Raw genomic sequence first — 17,488 nt, 5'->3', positions numbered from 1 at the left:
TACTGCGTCCTCAACGGTATTGCGCAACATTTTGGCCCGGGACGCGAAGCACTTGAGCACATTTTGGGCGAAGTCAGTCGGTCGTAGTTCTCCCGCTCAGATCTTCAAGCAGAATGTTGGTAACAGCTTCCTCCGCAATTGCCAATCCGCAGGTGTCCATGGACGCACGAAGCCGGTCATCCCAGGATGCTTCTACTCCACTACTATTCAGGTCACGTGATCGAACGGGGGTCTTCGCTACCGCTTGCAGATAATCCTTCTGTCCAAATCGCCAAGGGCTCGCCTTCCAGGTACGTATGACATGGTTGCCGATCGTGATTCCGGGCCAATCGTAATCACCGTGATAATGCAGGTTCGCGCCAGCTGCCTGTAGCTGGTCGAGTAGGACTCGTTGCGCGGCGGCCGGCATGCCGTCGGTACAGACCAATGGAGCACTACCGACCCCCAGGCAGTCGGCGACGATGGAAACGACGTTTGGGTTCTCACATATGTAGACGTTCCGGTCGGCTACCTGCCAGGCGTACGGCCTGCGTAGCAGTTGCCGTAGTGAAAGGTAGCCAGGCTCGCCCGGCAGCCACGTGCGGGTGGCATCAGGTGCTACGGGCAGGTTCAGGAACAACACGGGGCGAGCCAATTCGTTGACCAGAATCCCGGCTCTCGACCAGATCTCCCGCACATGTTCTTCGGCACCGGGTGAGGCTTCGCTTTGCACTTCATCCTTGAGAGCGGCATCAGTCTGTTCATACAGGCGCCACACCGATAGCACCAGGGTTGCTACCGGGCGCCCGATATCCAGCGCGTGGGCGTCACCAAGCGTTTCGGCAGCCAGTTGTGAGCGAGGCAGTCCTTGTGCCGGGAGCCGATGGAGGACGCGCTCGACCGCTGTAAGTAACCGTGCAGCGCTCGCCGGGTCGCGTCCGAGACGTTTGAGCAGAGGCAGTGATATGGCGGTATCTTGCAGCCAGGCGCATAGCGGCGAGCTGTGTTCGCTCGAGTCGACCAGTGCCGCCCATTGAGCGGAGAGCGTTTTGCGCAGGGTCGCTTTGGCAGCGATAGGGCCGTCCAACTGCTCCAATGCGGTCTGCAGCGAGTCGGCAAGCCCAGCGTTTTTCAAGCGTGTATCAAGATCGTCGAGATCCAGCTTCATCGAGCGTGCCGTGCGCGAGGGGCGCCCGGTCAGTTGGCAGAGAGCTGAGTACTCATGCGGTTCAAGATTTGTCAGTTGGATCGAGGCGATCACTGTTTGCTCATCGGCTTGTTCAAATCGGCGGCGCAGACGCAGGCGTAACCCGGACAGGGTCGGCCCTCCAAGCAACCGTAATAACCGTGGGTCTGGAGTAGTGGTCATGCCAGTGGAAACCTACGGTCCGGGTCTTTTTCGAGTCGCTTGGCCTTGCCGCTCCAGGTCCAGCGCGAAACGAACACGGCATCTATACCTTCGCGTCGCTGCAGTTGGCAGATGGATACGCCAGGCAGTTCTGCGTAGCAGGCCCACTCCCGTTCGCTGGTGATGACAAAGTCCAGGTCGAACTCCCGAACCAGTCCCATGCAGTGGGCCCTGGCCGTATCGTCTATGCCTGCGAAGGCTTCGTCGAGCAACATCAGGCGGGGTGCCAGTGGGCTACCGCCATGGCCATAGAAACTGGCGATGGCGGCGAACAGCGGTACAGTAAGCCCTAGTGCACGTTCACCGCTCGAGGCCGGGCCGGACAGTTTGCGCCACTGGCCGTCCTGCTGGCGCTGGATGCGGAAACGGTGCCAATAACGGTAGTCCAGTGCATGAGCGAGTTGATCGAGCAAGCTTCTGCCGGCGTTGTCAGCGTCGGCCAGGGAGCGTTCTGCAGCAATCTGCTGCTGTAGCATGATCCCGACGGCGCGCCGATCCTCGGTCGACCAGAGGTCGGCGCTGGTATTGAGCAGACTTTTACGGGCCGCTTCCAGGCCGGCTGGTGCGCCTTCTTGTGGAGACAGAGGCTCCCATTGCAGGCGGTAGCGTACGCCAGTGGTAGTGGGACGTTTGTACAGTTCGCTATTGATGGCGGTAACGCGCTCGTCGGCAGCGCGCATCAGGCGCTGGAGTTCGGCGGCTATCTCGGCCTGGAGGTGGTTTTCCAGTACTTCGCGCTCGCGCGCCGATAGCAACTCGCTGCGTTGGCTGATGTCCTCGGCCAATAGCGAGGCGAGCGTGTCGGGGCGTTCAGTGCGATTCTGGTACTGGATGGTGACGATGATGCCCCAATCGGTAGGCTCGGCAATGGCATGATGACTCAAGGCGCTCAACCCGCTTTGCAGGTCGCTCAGATCCTCGGAGATCTGTTTCTGTACCCGGTTCCAATGAGCGTCGTCATCGTTGATATGAAGTAGCGCCTGTTCGATGCCACGGGCCAGAGTCAGGGCCGGATCGATGCTCCAATGCCCGGGTAGCCCCAGTTCGGGCAAGGCTGCCGCCAGCAGGCCGCTGGAACTGAAGTGGCGGAGCCTTTCGGTCGCCTGCAGGCGTTCCTCGCTACGCTCATTCAGTTTCTGTTCGGCACGTTCGACCTCTGCCTGAACCAGGGCCAACTGCGTCTGCGCGTTGCTCAGTGCGTTGCGGCACTGCTCTGTCTGCTCTTCAGCTTTAGCACTTGCGGTGCGCGCAGCCGTCAGTTTGCGTTGCAACTCCTCCACCTGTTGGCCGATGGATTGGCGTAGCGTCTCGAAACGCGTCTGGGCCTGTTTTGCTTGGCTTTCAGCAATGCCCATAGCCTGTTCGGCCTGTTCCAGCATCGTGCGTGCTTCGCTTTCGCGCTGGTGCTGCTGGCGTTGATCGGGCCAGGCGCGCTGCCACTCTCGCACCGCCTGTATCAGGTTTGCCTGGGCTTGGTCGAAGTGTTCGAGTGCCTCCTCTATCCTGGGTAGCTGTTCGGCTTCGGGAGGAAGCCGCAGATCGACAGCGTCGTTCTGCAGTTGTTCACGTACGGAGTGCAGTGTTTCCTCGGCTTCCTGATGGCGTGTTTCAGCATGAGCCAGTCGTTGCCTGTTCTGCTCGACGCCGCGGGCGGCTTGCATGGCGGTGCTGATCGCATCGTGCAATGGGCGCTCGGAGGGCACGGATTGTCTTTCCCGGTCGGCCTGGCTGCGTTCATCAGCCAGAGTCTGTTGCTGTCCTTCGAGCTGTGCCTGAGTCGAGTCGAGTTCGAGCAGGAGATTGGCCAGCCCATCCAACCGTCGCTGCCTTGCCATTTCCCTGGCGCTGCGGCCGATGTAGCCTGCCTCGGCTTTTCTCCATGCTCCTGCCAGGGGACCCAGGCGATAGCGGCCATCAGGTGAGAGCCAGGCTTCTTCGTCCGTGGGTTCTTGCGTGCCATAAGCCACACAGGCCAGCGCTGCCTTCAGGCCCGCATCCGTGATCGGGCAGCCTTCTGGCCGGGCAGGAATCAGTGCATCGTTGAGACTGCTACCGTTTGCCGGCCTGCGCTGATACCAACTGGTATCCAGTAGTGGCTCACCGCTGCTGTCGCTCAGCCCGCCTTCTGGTGATAACCAGGCGTCGAGAAGGCCGCTGGCTTCCAGGGCGGCTTCCAGCCCGGCACGTTCTGCGGCATTAAGGTGTGGGTGAAAGTCCACCAGTTGCCATAGCGGCATACCTTGGCGTTGCAGCCTGATACCGCTTGCGCGGGTTGGGGGCGCAGGGGGAAGGGCATCTTCGCCCCTGGCGAGACGGATGCGTTCCTCTTCGATATCGGTACGTTGTTTATCCAGGGTTGCAAACCTGCTGTCCAGCGCCGCCTTTTGTGTGGCGTGGCTTTGCAGGAACGCCTGCCAGGCTGTGTCGAGTGCCACTTGAGCAGGGTTCTCACCTTCCGGGCGGGCCACCCACTTGGCCAACTGAAGCAATGGTTGTTCTACCTCGAAGCGCAGTTGCACAAGGTGTGCACAATGCCCGGACCAGGTTTCGAGCAACACGTTACCTGCATCTTCGGCCTGCTGATCAGCCTCCTCGCGTTGTTCCAGCGCTGTTTGCATTTCATCGCGAGCAGTCTGTACGTGTTCGTGCGTGTTCACCAGCACTGCCAGGGCCTTCCCGGCTTCCATGTGGCGTTGCCGCAGGTGGACGATGTCCTGGCGTCGTTGTATCACCAGGGTACGCAGGGGCTCATCGGTCGCTCTGTGCCCGGATGGTTGTTCTGCCAGGGTTTCGGCATCAATATAGAGCAGAGGATGAGCGGCGACCTCGGTTGCGAGGGCAACGGTTATGGCGGTGTTGTGCGTACGTGTGCGCGCCTTTTCCAGTTCTTCGCGAGCCAGAACAGCCGCGTTGGCGCGTTGCTGGCTGAGAGCGATTTCGCCGTCAAGCCTGATTCGCGCCTCATCACGCTTTCCAATGGCCAATTGGGCTGTCTGCTGGCGCTCGGCAGCACTGCGTTCTTCCTGTGCCAGCCGGTTGGCGTCCTGGTTGGCTGGGTCGCTCTGCAGCGTTTCTACCTGCTCCCGGGCTGCCAAATTCTGCAGTTTTGCCGTTTCGAATGCGATGCAGGCATCGCTGTGATCACCCTCGCGTCGGGTCAGATCCTGCGTTGCCCGGTTGCGCGCCTCGCTGGCATTGTCGAAGCCAGTCTGCGCTTGACGCAACTCGCGCGCCTGGCGTCTGGCCAGAATTCCGGCGTAGATGCGGTAGCGCTGTTCGAACAGGGTGACGGCCTGCTGGAGTCGACGGGCTTCTTCCAGTTGGATGCGATCTTCTTCCAGTTGATTGAGCGCCTCGGCCACATCTCCCAGCAGTTCGGGGGGGAGTGGCGGCAGTGATTCGCTCAAGGCGTTGGACAGACCACTTTCGTCGGGCTTCTTCGAGAGTTGTGGCTGGCGCAACTGGATCAGCGTATCCATCAAGGCATCGAAGCGTCGCGCACCGAGCTGGAAAAGACGCTCGTCCACTGCGCGGCGGTAGAGCTGATGGTTCGTGAACAGTTGGCCTCGGCCGCCAAGGGCATCGCGCAGGCGTTCTTGAGTCAGCACCTGTCTCTCGGCGGTGGTCAGCCAAAGATCTTCTCCAATGCGTGGATCTGCTGTCGTGCTGTCGCCCTCAACAATGAAGAACCAACTGTCCACATGCGCTCGACCGTCGACAGCAGAAAGGCCCACGCCCAGGGTCAGGTAGCGCAGGCGACCATCGTGCTCGCGACGGCCGAACTCTATCCAGCTGTAGCCGATACGTCGAGGATAGGTGCCAACCAGCAGGTTCCAGGCCATCTTCTTGCCGCTATCGCCGTCGGGTTCTACGCGAGACGAGCGCAACTGTGCGTCCAGCAGCAACGGTAGGGTCAGCGACAGGACTTTGGACTTGCCGGTACCATTATTGCCGCGCAGTAGCAGGTGACCGTCGTGGAACCAGAACTCCTCACTGTCATAGTGGAACAGCTCAACCAGACCCAGGCGCAGAGGTTGCCAGCGTTCGCGTTGAGGTTGGGGTAGCGCTGGCCGTGAGTCGGTAGTGAAGAGATCGCTGCTCATGCGTCCTGCCCGGATAGGAATAGAGATTCATTGCCCTGGGCGTTGCGTACCTCGGTCTGTCCAAGGGAAAAGCGCGCAATGGCAGGTAGTGGGCTGACACCTTGCGTGCTGCGTAGCATCAGGCCCAGGCGGCAGAGGCGGGTAATGGCTATTTGTGCCAATTCGTGTTCGGCGCCTGGCGCGCGTGCCGATTTGCGCCAGTAACGACCGTAACGTCCTGTGGCCTCACGCAGGAACAGGGCAATTTCGCTTTCGGGCACATGCAGCGAGGTGCGCCTATTGCGCAGGCGCTGTGCCAGATGCTCTGCGACCAACAGTGTGACATGGGCCTCGGTGCCCTCGGCGGGCATGACCACATCAGTCAATTGCCCACTTTCGTCTACCAGTGCCAAGCCCTCGGCCCGCTGTTCGGCGATCAGCCCCGTAGCCTCGCACAGACGATTTGCGAGAACGCCGCGCTGATTGATGAAGTAGTTGCGAGCGTCCTCATCCAGCGTTGCGGTGTAGACCACCGGATCGTCCAGCAGGCGCCGTGCGAGGTGGTGGCGAATGGTGTCACGTTTACCTTGTTCACTGTCCACCGTGAAACCTTCCACCAGGCTACGCAATCGAGCTTCGGTATTGCTGGGGGCTTCCTCGATGCTCCAGGTCGAAGGGCCGCGTACCGCCGCCAGCAAACCGGCCAGTTGGCGTCTGTGAATGTCGTAGAGTGCGTCGGACTGCGGTCCGCTGCTGTTCTGGACATAGTTTTCCTCTTCACCGGCAACCCGTTCCAGGATGCCGTGCTCCAGTAGCGTGCGGCATACCATGACCAGCTCGCGTCGTTCGGTGGCAGTGTGCAAGGTAAAGACAAAATCCAGTGACTGCAGTGTTGGATCGGTAGCTTGTTTTACGATTCGCTCGCCGATTTGTCGCAGGGTGATTTGCGGATCGGCCCTTTCAAGGACAGCCGCCGCCAAGCATAGCAGTACATAACTGCGTCGATTGTAGTCAGGCAGACCTCGGGTCGGGTCAGATAGATCGGCTGGACGTTTGAGCAGGCGCGCACCCTCACGGTCGACATGCAACGGCCATCCGGTTTCCCGGGAAAACCACTCGCGCAGACGCTCGGCCTGGCGTCGTACGGCAGGAAAGTCTGCATGATCCGGTGGCATAAGCGGGCGCATCAACAGGCTGCGTAGAGCCCTGCGAAACTCATCTTGCTGCTGCGCCTTCTGTGTATCCCCCATATGCCTGGTGTGGCGGGATTTCTTCATCAGGTTTACTCGGTGAGTCGAATCGTCAACAAGTGGTCACGGCCAGAAAACATACCAGTCGGTGTCGATATCTGGGCATGGCTGTTTTCAGCCAGAGGTTGCAGTTGAATGTACAGCAGGCCGTCCCCTGTCTGGCGCTCGACCGGACTGTTTGGATCGCGCTGCTCTGCCAGCGCTTCGCCAAGCAATCCAAGGAACAGGCCAAATGCCTGCACATCGAGCTCGCCCAGCTCCGAGAGACGCGTCTGGCGACCGGTGGCCAAGCGTCGGCGTGCTGCTTCGACCTGACGCGACTCCTGATCCAACTGCTGCGCCATCAGCGCACGATCCCTGCTGCGATCACGTACCTTCGCCAGTGCGCCTCGTGGCGCGGCCTCTCCGTATTCGCGCAGGCGGGGATTGATGACCAGAGGGGGCGCTTCCAGCCAGGAGGTACTGGCGGTTATCTCTTCTGCCTCAGCGACCTCCAGTGAAAAGTGGCGTGCTGGCTGCAGTGCGAATGCCTCGTGAGCTAGACGATGAGCATCTTCGTCGCAGTGGCAGGCAGCGAACCACTGCGCCAGCACACGGAAGTCGGCTGATCTGTCGCTACGACCGCTACGGCGTTCATTAACCGCCGCGATGGCCCCCAGCAATTGCGGGATCGCCGAGCGCGCGCGAGCGCGGAGCAATTCTGCCTGGGGTGGTTCGTGACCAGTGGACAGAAACCAGCCGCGCAGCCCTTTCCAGCGTTCGCGCCAGGCGTCAAGGCGTCGCAGGGTTTCTGTTTCCTGCTCGTCGGTGCTGCCGGGCGCGGCGTCGCGTGCTTCACGTGTGGATATTTGCAGCAATACGTTGTCGACGGGAAGGTACAGCTCCTGCAGTGTCCGGGCGATAGTGTCGGAGCGACGGATCAGATCTCCCATGAACCTCTCGAGATAGTCGATCAACCGTCGCTTGTAGGCAACCAGTGCAGTTGCGTCGGATTGTTGCAGTTCCAGGCTGCGCGTCACTCCCGCCATGAATGCTTGGGCGTTTTCGGCGAGACCTTCGAATACACGTACCAGATCGCGCAGGATCTCATGGGCTTTTGCCGTGTCCAGGCTGCCGCTCGCCTGTGCCTCGTGCAGCAGGTGCCGCGTAAGCGTCCGGCGAACTCACCTTCCGAACTCCAGCTTTAAGGGCGATGGTGTCCGCGTATTTTTAAGCGGACGCGATCACTCTTATCGCCAGGATCTCCATGCGCCAACGAAGCTCTTATCCGAAGCCTTTCAAAGCCCAGGTCGTTCAGGAATGCCTGCAACCTGGTGCAACCGTGTCCAGTGTCGCCATCAGCCACGGCATCAACGCCAACGTCATCCGCAAATGGCTGCCGCTCTATCGAGACCAATCCGCGACAACTTCGCTACCGGCCTTTGTGCCACTGAAGGCTGCCCCTAAACGGCCAGCTGAAGCGTCAGTGATCATTGAATTAGCCATGGCCGGCCAAGTGATCACAGTGAAATGGCCAGCCTCAGATCCCGAAGGCTGTGCGCAATTTATCCGGGCTGTTGCTCAATGATCCGCATCGATGCGATCTGGCTGGCCACCGAGCCGATGGACATGCGCGCTGGTACCGAAACCGCATTAGCCCGGGTGATCGCGGTGTTTGGTGCGGCGAAGCCGCACTGCGCTTACCTGTTCGCCAATCGCCGGGCCAACCGGATGAAGGTGCTGGTGCACGACGGCGTGGGAGTTTGGCTTGCAGCGCGACGACTGAATCAAGGCAAGTTTCACTGGCCCGGCATTCGCCATGGCAGCGAGGTCGAACTCGACAGTGAACAACTCCAGGCCTTGGTGTTGGGCCTGCCGTGGCAGCGCGTCGGTGCAGGCGGTGTGATCAGCATGCTGTAACCGCCGTGCATTTGGCCGGTCTACGTGTCGTCGTCACGTGCCTGCTCTGGCACAATCGGCGGCATGACTTCCTCGCCCAACCTCGACCAGATGACCCCGGAACAGCTTCGTGCCTTGGCGGCACAGGCGTTACAGTTGCAGTCCCAGGTCGAGGCGATGAGCAAGAAGATCCAGAACGATCAAACCGTCATTGAGCAGCTCACTTACGAAATTGCCCTGCTCAAACGGCACAAGTTTGCCAAGCGCAGCGAGCAAATCAGCCCGGCGCAAAGCAGCTTACTGGATGACCTGCTCGACACAGACCTTGAGGCTATCGAGGCCGAGCTGAAACAGCTCCTTCCAGCTGCGCCACAGCCCGAACCACGGCAATTCCCGAAACGTGCGCCATTGCCGCCGCAGTTTCCACGCACGGTGATTCGTCACGAACTCGAAAATACCCAGTGTGCCTGTGGCTGCCAACTTCAACGCATCGGCGAAGACGTCAGTGAGAAGCTGGATTACACGCCGGGCGTGTTTACCGTCGAGCAGCATGTGCGTGGCAAATGGGCCTGCCGTCAGTGCGAAACACTGATCCAGGCGCCGGTGCCGGCGCAGGTGATCGACAAAGGTATCCCGACCGCAGGCCTGCTAGCCCAGGTCATGGTGGCCAAGTTTGCCGATCACTTGCCGCTGTACCGGCAGGAGAAAATCTTTGGCCGCGCCGGGCTGGCCATCGCTCGCTCGACCTTGGCCCAGTGGGTTGGACAAACTGGCGTGCGACTCCAGCCACTAGTCGATGCACTGCGTGAAGCGGTGCTGAGCCAGGGCGTGATCCACGCCGATGAAACACCGGTGCAAATGCTTGCGCCGGGCGAGAAGAAAACTCACCGCGCTTATGCTTGGGCCTACAGTACGACGCCGTTTTCGGCGCTTAATGCGGTGGTTTACGACTTCAGCCCAAGCCGCGCCGGAGAACATGCACGCAACTTCCTGGGCGACTGGAGCGGCAAGCTGGTTTGCGATGACTTCGCGGGCTACAAAGCTGGTTTTGAGCAAGGCATCACTGAAATCGGCTGCATGGCTCACGCCCGTCGCAAGTTTTTCGATCTGCACGTGGCGAACAAAAGTCAGTTGGCCGAACAGGCGCTGCACTCGATCAGCGGCTTGTACGAGGTCGAACGCCAAGCGCGGGACATGAGTGATGAAGATCGCTGGCGAATACGTCAGGAAATGGCGGTGCCGATCCTCAAAAAACTGCATGACTGGATGTTGGCCCAGCGCGATCTGGTGCCCAATGGATCAGCCACAGCCAAAGCCCTTGATTACAGCCTGAAACGCTGGGTAGCGCTGACGCGCTACCTGGACGATGGGGCTGTGCCCATCGACAACAACCAGGTCGAGAACCAGATACGGCCCTGGGCGCTCGGACGCTCGAACTGGTTGTTTGCCGGATCGCTGCGCAGTGGTAAACGAGCGGCTGCAATCATGAGCTTGATCCAGTCGGCGCGCATGAATGGGCATGATCCGTATGCCTATTTCAAAGATGTGCTGACGCGGCTGCCGACGCAGCGGGCCAGTGAGATCGGGCAGTTGCTACCGCATCAGTGGATGCCGGCCTGACTTACGCAAGGTGAGTTCGCCGGACGCTTACGGTGCCGCAAAGCTTGTAGGCGGTTGTCAATATCTTCCAGGGCAACGCTCTGCAGTTCCGCACGATGGCGGAGGTTTTGCACGAAGGCTGACAGCCCCGTCTCCACTGCTTCGCCGCCACGTGATAGCCGATAGAGAAAACGTGCCCGATAGTAGTCGTTGAGTGTAGACACGCGCGTCATGTCCGGCTGCGACTCAAGATTGCCCCAGACTGCGAGCTGAGTCAGTGCTGCGCTGACCTCTTCCTGAGAGGGTCGGGATCTGTCATCCCAGTTTGCTTCGGACATGACTTCATCGGGGCGCAATTGCAGGCGATATTGGCGCTTGGCAGAAGCAAACACCTCCATTATCGAGCGATAGAAGGCCGCCTTGTCTGCCGTGGCGTGGCGAAACAAGTCAGATGACGCGTGCGTCCAGATTGATTCACGAACCATTGGAGGCTCTCCACTGACCCTGTGTGATCAATTGGGTCATTCCGAGTTTGCTATGTACCTGGCTTGTACCAGGAGGTCTTTTGGAGCCGTTAGCCAATACAGGGATAGAGGCGTACTATTTTCGGTATCGACTCGGCTTTCAATGCTTACTTGCGAAATTGGCGGAGCATGCAGTGCATGAGACTTCAATATCAGTAGGAAAAGGTGATCAAACTCATCTCTGGAATCATACGTGCGGTGATGTTGGCCGTATCTACGCGCGCTGGAGGTCCTCGTTGCTAAATCGGTGTCACAGTAGCTCAGGAGCGTTCTGCTCAATTACCTTCTCGGCAATGGCCCCGAAAAGTCTGCGAGTGATGCTGAAGAATTGGCTTAGATTCTTTCCAGTTGGAATCAGGTCTATGCCCGCGAGGCAATGCAGGCTCATATCCTGGTCAAGGTGTTCTTCGATCAGTGTTTCCAGCTCACCCCACCAACGATAACGCAGATCCTGGAGATAGGGGCTGTTCAGATTCAGCAGGCCGATGGTGTATTGGGCGCGATCCGTTTCCTGGGGGGACAAGCCATCAGCGGGCACTACACGTCCGTCTGACAAATAGGAAAAGAAGCGTGAAGCATCTGGCTGGTGACACGATACGAAACGGGTCATATCGACGCCGTCTGACTTGCCCTGCGCGTGACCACCAAAGACTTCTGCACCTTGTGCCTGGAGTGCGTGCAAGTCGCTTTTGCTATCCAGGGCGCAGGCCGCCAAATTGCTGTAGTCAAAAGTACGTTGCGGGTGCTGGCTCTTGTTTTCAACATGCTCTATGTGGAAGTTCAAGCCAACCCGATCCGGGCGGATTTCGCTGTAGCAGCACAAAGCGTATTGCTCTTCCAACAGATAGCCCAGCACTTCTGGTTTATACCCAAAACTGCCCCATCGGCTGGTCGCGGTGGTGTCAGATGTAGGCGGGTGGGCGTGCGAGTTGTTTAGCTGATAGGGACCGTGTCCTCGCTTGCGAATTGCCCTCATCCCTTCAATGCCTTCTGCCGTCTGATACTTCGATGCAAACGTTGCAACTGAGGATGTTGTTCGCCCAACGCAGCGGTGAGCCGCTGCATCAATATCACTACCTGCTGTTCGTCATAGCGGCCCTTATCCACCCACTCGGTCAACTGCAGCAGATCCCGCTTTTCATTGATTGGGGGCTGAGGGTCAACGTTCATTACACTGTGAAGCACGCTGTTGCTTGGCTCGCCGTAGGTCAGGGCAAGTGGTTGTGAGGCGATCAATTCACCTTGGGCGTTTCTCCCGATGACTCGGATATTTTCCCGCCGTACCGTACTGAGGACCTGTGGGCTGTGAGTCGTGACGATGAATTGCATTGCAGGAAACGCAGCCCGCAAGGATCCGACAATAGTCTGCTGCCAGAGGGGATGCAGAAACATGTCCACTTCATCGATCAGGGCTATGCCTGGGGTTTCGAGTGGGGCTCGCTCTCCTAGGTGAGGGTTGAGCTTGCAGGCACGAAAGGCGAGGTCTGCGACCATGGCTATGGTATTGCGTAGCCCATCGCTCAATAACTCGACCGGTAACACTCCTTGCTCGGGATGCTGCATCACCAACTGTTGTTGATGGCTGGCACTGTACTCCAGGCTATGCCAGCCAGTGGAGTCCTTGATCAAACGATCGATAGCTTCCTTGATGGCTACGATGATTTGCTCGAAGCGCTGTCCCGTGTGGGATATTGCTTCGTGGCTTTCCAGAGCAATGATCTGGGATTCCCGGTAGCTGCGGTAGATCCAGCTGTACCAAGCCGTAAAAGTCTTGAAACTGGACGAGTAGGAGAGGCAGTTCAGATAGCCTGATGTCCTTGAATACTCAGTTTTGTCCAGCGTGGTCTGAGCTGCCAACGAGGTGAAGCGGCCTTCGAACCAGAGCCTGGAAGTTCCCTGGTAGGTTATCATTGGCAGTGTGACAGGTGCGTCGCTGCGCACTTGCTCCTGCAGCGATTTACCGTAGGCGGTTAAAGCTCTGGATTCGGAGTCGCCAATGGTGTTGGTGTTCTTTTGCACGCTCGTGCGCTGTTGCAGCCAGTGGCTCTGCTGGCTGCGATCCGACCACTGCCCCCATGCTTCGATCGAACTGGGTGTTTGAGGCTCCATGTTGCCGTTGCTGAATCTTGCGAGACGGACGTCTTCGTTCTGGACGGTGGCAGATTTACCGGTTTGACTGCCAAGGTCAAATCCTTTGACGAAAGGCCATAACGCAACCCGCACGGCATCCAGAATTGTGGTTTTACCACCGCCGTTGGAAGCCGTCAGTATGGTCAAATGTGGATCGAAGTCGATCTCGAACTCTCCAAAGCAGCGATAGTTCTGTATGCGCAGCTTGTCGAGTTTCACAGTCTTTTCTCCGGTTCTCTCACTTGGACCAGCATATTAAAGATGCCTTTGCGTCAGGGTTGTAATATTCATGCTGAATGCATGTTGTAAACATACCAGAAAAGGTCAGTATGAGGGTGTCACAGGTTACCCTCAGGACTGTTGTGAATCCTCTTGATTTGAGACAACTGTTTACGATGCTTGAGCCTACTCGATGGAAGCCATCAACCATTGCATCCTCCGAAGTCCGCCGCTAAAGTCCCCCATCAGGCGTTTGCCACGCCAGTGGTCCGCGCAAAGGGGTTGCCCAGGCACTGCATCCTGTTTTCATACCAACTCCCGGCTTGTCGGCGGACCGAGCCCCCAAAGGAGTTGGCATGTCCGCCATCAATGCTTCCCGTCATCACGGCCTGCTCGATCTGCCCGCCTTGCGTAAGCGCGCCAAGCGCCTGCTCACGGCGCTGAAAAACCACGAAGCCGACGACACCCGGGCGCAACTGCGCACTATCGGCCTGCCAGGCCCTGACTACCGTCTTGCCGATACCCAATGGCTGGTGGCCCGCGAAGCCGGCTTCGCCAGTTGGCCCAAGCTCAAGGCCCATGCCGATGCGGTCGCGTTTGCCGCCCGCCATCCGGCCTTCGTCGCCGATGGCGAGGCGACCGTCCAGCATTGGCGCTGTGGCAACGACATCGAGCACAGCCTGCGGACAGCGGGTTTTCAAGGCGCATTCCACATGTTCGACGACCCCATGGTCATGGGGCCGGTACCGGCATTGCCAGAGGACGACTATTGGCGGGTTCGCACAGCCTATGTGCAGCAGGCCTTTGGCCTGGCTCCCCGCGATGTCCAGCAGCGCCAGGCCTTGCAGCGTTCGGCACTGGCACAGTTGAGCGCCGACAGCGAAGTGGTGCTCTGGTGCGAAGCGGATGCCTATGACCAATTGTTCCTGATTCGCCTGCTTGCCAGCCTTCCCAGCCTGCCGCGGCGGCTGGAGCTGATCGAGATCGACCAGGTGCCAGGCGTCGAGCGCTTCATCGGTATCGGCCAACTGGCCCCGGATGTGCTCGCCTGGCTCTGGCCGCAACGCCGTAGCCTGGGCGAGGATGCCCTGTTGCTGGCGCGCCAGGCCTGGGCCGCCTATACCGCGCCGGACCCCAGCGCCTGGGCAGACCTGGCTGGCCAGCAACATCAGCCGCTGCCGTTGTTGGGCGCAGCGTTGGCGCGGCAACTGCAGGAGCTTCCCGGTGCTGAGGACGGCTTGAGTCTCACGGAGCGACTGACCCTCCGGATCCTGGCGACAAAAGGGGAACTGCCGGCCGGTCGAGTGTTCGCCGAACTGATGCAGCACGAGGAACCGCTGCCGTACCTGGGCGACCTGATGTTCCATGTGCTGCTGCGGCCCTTGATCAACGCACCGAGTCCGTTGCTGCACGAAGGCCAGGGCGACACTTGGGCAAGGCGCCCATTACGCCTGACTGCCCTCGGTGAACGGATTCTGGCGGGGCAAGCGCATTGGCTCGACCAGTCTCCGGCCGAGCGTTGGGTGGGCGGAGTCCGGATTGTGGCGAACCAGAAGCCCTGGGTTGTCAGTGGGGAAGGGCAGGTCTGGCGGCGCTGATGAGGGCAAGTCATTCAAAGGCCCGGCGTGAGCAGCCAAGGGGGATAGCTGCTCAGCTCACCTGGGCATAGCGTTCGATCGGCGGTTGCTCGCGATGTTCTGCCTGCCACAGATCGTAGTCTGCCTGGATGCCCAGCCAGAGGCGGGCCGTGCTGATTCCGGCCCGCTCCAGCCTCACGGCCAGGTCAGGGCTGATGGGAGCATGGCCATGCAGTATTCTCGAGAGCGTTTCTCGAGCGAAACCCAGGCGGCGAGCAAATTCGGTAATGGTGGTTCCGAGGCCGGGTATCACGTCCTCGAGAAGAATCCCGCCAGGGTGAGGTGGGTTGAACATGCCCATGGAGGGCCTCCGTTCAGTGGTAGTCCAAATAGTCGACCAACTCGACGTCCGCCCCCATGAAGCGGAAGACGACGCGCCAGTTGGCAGTTACGGTGATTGACCAGAACCCTGACAGCTCACCTTTAAGTGCATGTAACCTCCAACCAGGAAGGTTTACATCGTCTGGTGCTCTTGCCCTGTTCAGAACAAACAGCACGTTGGAGAGCCGCTTTGCCTGGTCTGCTCTTATTCCGCTGGTTGATCCACTTTCAAAAAAAGCTCGAAGGCCTTTATGCCTCCAGCTGACGATCACGGCTTGAGTGTGATGTGATCCATCACACTCTGCAATGACCGTGCGTCTTTCGCTTCTAAAAAAAACATCAAGGTGACCCCTGGAGAGCTAGATCAAATCAGATTGATTCGGCTCAGCCGATGATCCAGGTGAGTGGGTAGAAGCCTCTATCAGGCGCAGCTTTGATGTAGATGGAAATTTCTCTTCTTGATGTCAGCTATCTATGGGGCCTGACAAGCTCCGGACTCCTGGGGGCAACGTTCGGCTTGTGGCTGGTCAGGAACCTTGGGTTGTCAGTGGGGAAGGGCAGGTCTGGCGGCGCTGATCATCACGTTTTCATATCCATGATTTGCTGGGAATGTCACGTGAAAACATTTGGAAATAATTTCATGTTTGACAAATTGACGCCATAGAAATGCCATCCTAGTATCGCCGCCGATTGATGGCATAGAGCCATCTCTAAAGGGCGCGCATGGACACTTCATTTCTCAGGACGAGCACCGTCGTTGCGTTGGCCGTCATTGTCACCAGCCTCTCGTTCAGCGCCCACGCGGCTCCCACTCCTGGCGATACCGACCTGATTCGCGATCGCCAGGATCGTCTCCTCGAAGAACAGCGTCGCCGCCTCGAAGAACTCAAGGATCTACCCGGCCAGACCGCTGCCCCGGTGGCCCCCCAGGCGCCGGTCGACGGCCGCTGTTTCCCGATCAAGACCATCGACCTGCAGGGCGCGGATTCGCTTTCCGCCAGCGAGCGCGAGCAGCTGCTCAAGCCCTACATCGGCCAATGCCTGGGCGTGCCGCAACTCAACGAACTGCTCAAGGTCATCACCGACCGCTATATCGAAAAGGGCCTGGTGACCAGTCGCGCCTATCTGCCGCAGCAGGACCTGTCCAGCGGCCATCTGAAAGTGCTGGTGGTCGAAGGCAAGCTCGAAGGGCTCAAGGGCGCCGAAGGCAGTGGTATCTCCGACCGTGAGTTGACGATGAGTTTTCCCGGCAGACAGAGCGAGCTGCTCAACCTGCGGGAGATCGAGCAGATGGTCGATCAGCTCAACCGCCTGCCGTCGAACCAGGCCCAGATGGAGCTGGCACCGGGCAAGGAAGTCGGCGGCAGCGAAGTGCTGGTCAGGAACAACCCGCAAAAGCCCTGGCGTGCTGGCCTGTCATACGGTAACGAGGGCCAGCGCAGCACCGGCCGGCAGCAGGCCGGTACCACCTTCGATTGGGACAGCCCACTGGGCCTGGCCGACCAGTTTTCCCTGAGGGCCGGTCATGACGTGGTCGGCGATACGACGAAGAACTCGCGCAATGCCATGCTCTACTACAACCTGCCGTTCGGCTGGTGGAACCTCAGCTACACCTACAGCGAAAGCGAATACCGTTCGCAGGCCCAGTCCAGCGGGTTTGCGTTCAAGCAGAGCGGCGACAGCCAGAACCATCAGCTGAAACTGGAGCGGGTCGTCTATCGTGACGCGGTGAGCAAGACCTCGCTCAACAGCACGCTGACCTACCTGCGCACCAACAACTTCATCGAAGACAGCAAGCTGGCGGTCAGCAGCAACCGCCTGAGCGAGTCCGGCTTGGGTATCACGCACGGGCGACGAATCGGCGGTGCATTTGTCAACGTCGACCTCGGCATGCAGGACGGCATCGGTGCCTTCGACGCCCAGGGCAGTCATGATCCGGGGCCGGGGCAGGCTGATGCGCGCTATCGCAAATACACCGCCACGGTCAGTTACCTGCAGCCGTTCAAACTGTGGGGCGAGTCCTTCAGTTTCAGCAGCCTGATGACCGGTCAGCGCAGCGAGGACGTGCTGTTCAGTCCGCAACGCATGAGCCTGGGCGGCCTGTCGTCGATTCGCGGTTATCAGGACCAGACCTTGTCCGGCGACAGCGGCGGCTACTGGCGCAACGACCTGCGCTGGAGTCGCCCTGTCACCCTGGAGTGGCTCAAGCCACTGCTCTCGGAGTACGGCTCCAGCCTCGGTTACGACCAGGGCGTGATCCGTCACGACCGCTACAACGCCGAGCAGCACGGGCGCATGACCAGTGACTCGCTGGAACTGTTCGCCCGCGGCCAGCACATGGCAGCCACGGTGACCTTCGCCCATTCCCTGGAACGACCGACGCCTATTACCGAGCGTGAAGCGCCGATCTATTTCCGCCTGGATTTCTTTCTCTAACTCGTCGTTTCAACTGATCCGAGAT

Annotated in this window: 14 protein-coding genes; 5 read left to right on the top strand and 9 right to left on the bottom strand. The window is 59.5% G+C overall.

The window, feature by feature from the left end; all coding sequences use genetic code 11:
- Positions 1-73 precede the first annotated feature (73 nt).
- The 4 genes from AC6I6U_RS23475 to AC6I6U_RS23460 are packed head-to-tail and all read right to left on the bottom strand — an operon-like array spanning position 74 to position 7,855.
- Positions 74-1,348 (bottom strand): TIGR02679 family protein, encoded by a 1,275-nt coding sequence (locus AC6I6U_RS23475; RefSeq protein ID WP_497878410.1) that lies wholly within the window; start codon positions 1,346-1,348, stop codon positions 74-76.
- A complete protein-coding gene (locus AC6I6U_RS23470) occupies positions 1,345-5,490 on the bottom strand; it encodes a TIGR02680 family protein (RefSeq protein ID WP_497878409.1) in 4,146 nt (1,381 codons plus the stop codon). The genes AC6I6U_RS23475 and AC6I6U_RS23470 overlap by 4 nt, the downstream gene beginning before the upstream one ends.
- Positions 5,487-6,746, bottom strand: coding sequence for a TIGR02678 family protein (locus AC6I6U_RS23465; RefSeq protein ID WP_497878408.1), 1,260 nt, complete (start codon positions 6,744-6,746; stop codon positions 5,487-5,489). Before AC6I6U_RS23465 ends, AC6I6U_RS23470 begins: the two co-directional genes overlap by 4 nt.
- A gap of 5 nt (positions 6,747-6,751) precedes the next feature.
- Positions 6,752-7,855, bottom strand: a complete 1,104-nt coding sequence (locus AC6I6U_RS23460; protein ID WP_497883088.1) for a TIGR02677 family protein — start codon at positions 7,853-7,855, stop codon at positions 6,752-6,754.
- Positions 7,856-7,965: 110 nt separating this feature from the next.
- On the opposite strand from AC6I6U_RS23460, the gene tnpA reads away from it, so the two are divergent.
- The 3 genes from tnpA to tnpC all read left to right on the top strand — a co-directional run bounded on the left by tnpA (position 7,966) and on the right by tnpC (position 10,217).
- Entirely contained in the window at positions 7,966-8,286 is a 321-nt protein-coding gene (gene tnpA / locus AC6I6U_RS23455) for an IS66-like element accessory protein TnpA (protein ID WP_497878407.1), read from the top strand.
- Positions 8,283-8,618 (top strand): IS66 family insertion sequence element accessory protein TnpB, encoded by a 336-nt coding sequence (gene tnpB, locus AC6I6U_RS23450; RefSeq protein ID WP_047595464.1) that lies wholly within the window; start codon positions 8,283-8,285, stop codon positions 8,616-8,618. The genes tnpA and tnpB overlap by 4 nt, the downstream gene beginning before the upstream one ends.
- 63 nt (positions 8,619-8,681) lie before the next feature.
- Positions 8,682-10,217: an IS66 family transposase gene (gene tnpC / locus AC6I6U_RS23445; protein ID WP_497878406.1), complete on the top strand. Its 1,536-nt coding sequence runs from the start codon at positions 8,682-8,684 to the stop codon at positions 10,215-10,217.
- Here tnpC and AC6I6U_RS23440 read toward each other — a convergent pair.
- The 3 genes from AC6I6U_RS23440 to AC6I6U_RS23430 form a co-directional block, all read right to left on the bottom strand.
- A complete protein-coding gene (locus AC6I6U_RS23440) occupies positions 10,199-10,681 on the bottom strand; it encodes a DUF2397 family protein (protein ID WP_497878405.1) in 483 nt (160 codons plus the stop codon). The genes tnpC and AC6I6U_RS23440 overlap by 19 nt on opposite strands.
- A 289-nt stretch (positions 10,682-10,970) precedes the next feature.
- A complete protein-coding gene (locus AC6I6U_RS23435; RefSeq protein WP_497878404.1) occupies positions 10,971-11,696 on the bottom strand; it encodes a retron system putative HNH endonuclease in 726 nt (241 codons plus the stop codon).
- A complete protein-coding gene (locus tag AC6I6U_RS23430) occupies positions 11,693-13,069 on the bottom strand; it encodes an AAA family ATPase (RefSeq protein WP_497878403.1) in 1,377 nt (458 codons plus the stop codon). Before AC6I6U_RS23430 ends, AC6I6U_RS23435 begins: the two co-directional genes overlap by 4 nt.
- Before the next feature lie 356 nt (positions 13,070-13,425).
- On the opposite strand from AC6I6U_RS23430, the gene AC6I6U_RS23425 reads away from it, so the two are divergent.
- Positions 13,426-14,667 (top strand): DUF1835 domain-containing protein, encoded by a 1,242-nt coding sequence (locus tag AC6I6U_RS23425; RefSeq protein ID WP_497878402.1) that lies wholly within the window; start codon positions 13,426-13,428, stop codon positions 14,665-14,667.
- 52 nt (positions 14,668-14,719) lie between these two features.
- Here AC6I6U_RS23425 and AC6I6U_RS23420 read toward each other — a convergent pair whose 3' ends face one another.
- Both AC6I6U_RS23420 and AC6I6U_RS23415 read right to left on the bottom strand, forming a co-directional pair.
- Positions 14,720-15,007, bottom strand: a complete 288-nt coding sequence (locus tag AC6I6U_RS23420) for a HigA family addiction module antitoxin (RefSeq protein ID WP_497878401.1) — start codon at positions 15,005-15,007, stop codon at positions 14,720-14,722.
- A gap of 13 nt (positions 15,008-15,020) precedes the next feature.
- Entirely contained in the window at positions 15,021-15,299 is a 279-nt protein-coding gene (locus AC6I6U_RS23415; protein ID WP_497878400.1) for a type II toxin-antitoxin system RelE/ParE family toxin, read from the bottom strand.
- A gap of 451 nt (positions 15,300-15,750) precedes the next feature.
- Between AC6I6U_RS23415 and AC6I6U_RS23410 the strand changes: the two genes are divergently transcribed.
- Positions 15,751-17,463: a ShlB/FhaC/HecB family hemolysin secretion/activation protein gene (locus AC6I6U_RS23410; RefSeq protein ID WP_497878399.1), complete on the top strand. Its 1,713-nt coding sequence runs from the start codon at positions 15,751-15,753 to the stop codon at positions 17,461-17,463.
- The last annotated feature ends 25 nt before the right edge of the window (positions 17,464-17,488 follow it).

The organism is Pseudomonas sp. UTLPPB19802, from assembly GCF_059730225.1.
Note: the sequence above shows the minus strand (reverse complement) of the source record. Positions and strands in the feature narration are given on the sequence as shown.

Excerpts from the sequence above, each read along its gene's own strand:
- AC6I6U_RS23465 (WP_497878408.1), bottom strand. The coding sequence starts at position 6,746 with ATGAAGAAATCCCGCCACACCAGGCATATGGGGGATACACAGAAGGCG.
- AC6I6U_RS23425 (WP_497878402.1), top strand. The coding sequence starts at position 13,426 with ATGTCCGCCATCAATGCTTCCCGTCATCACGGCCTGCTCGATCTGCCC.
- tnpB (WP_047595464.1), top strand. The coding sequence starts at position 8,283 with ATGATCCGCATCGATGCGATCTGGCTGGCCACCGAGCCGATGGACATG.
- AC6I6U_RS23470 (WP_497878409.1), bottom strand. The coding sequence starts at position 5,490 with ATGAGCAGCGATCTCTTCACTACCGACTCACGGCCAGCGCTACCCCAA.
- tnpC (WP_497878406.1), top strand. The coding sequence starts at position 8,682 with ATGACTTCCTCGCCCAACCTCGACCAGATGACCCCGGAACAGCTTCGT.
- AC6I6U_RS23475 (WP_497878410.1), bottom strand. The coding sequence starts at position 1,348 with ATGACCACTACTCCAGACCCACGGTTATTACGGTTGCTTGGAGGGCCG.
- AC6I6U_RS23420 (WP_497878401.1), bottom strand. The coding sequence starts at position 15,007 with ATGGGCATGTTCAACCCACCTCACCCTGGCGGGATTCTTCTCGAGGAC.
- tnpA (WP_497878407.1), top strand. The coding sequence starts at position 7,966 with ATGCGCCAACGAAGCTCTTATCCGAAGCCTTTCAAAGCCCAGGTCGTT.
- AC6I6U_RS23410 (WP_497878399.1), top strand. The coding sequence starts at position 15,751 with ATGGACACTTCATTTCTCAGGACGAGCACCGTCGTTGCGTTGGCCGTC.
- AC6I6U_RS23440 (WP_497878405.1), bottom strand. The coding sequence starts at position 10,681 with ATGGTTCGTGAATCAATCTGGACGCACGCGTCATCTGACTTGTTTCGC.
- AC6I6U_RS23435 (WP_497878404.1), bottom strand. The coding sequence starts at position 11,696 with ATGAGGGCAATTCGCAAGCGAGGACACGGTCCCTATCAGCTAAACAAC.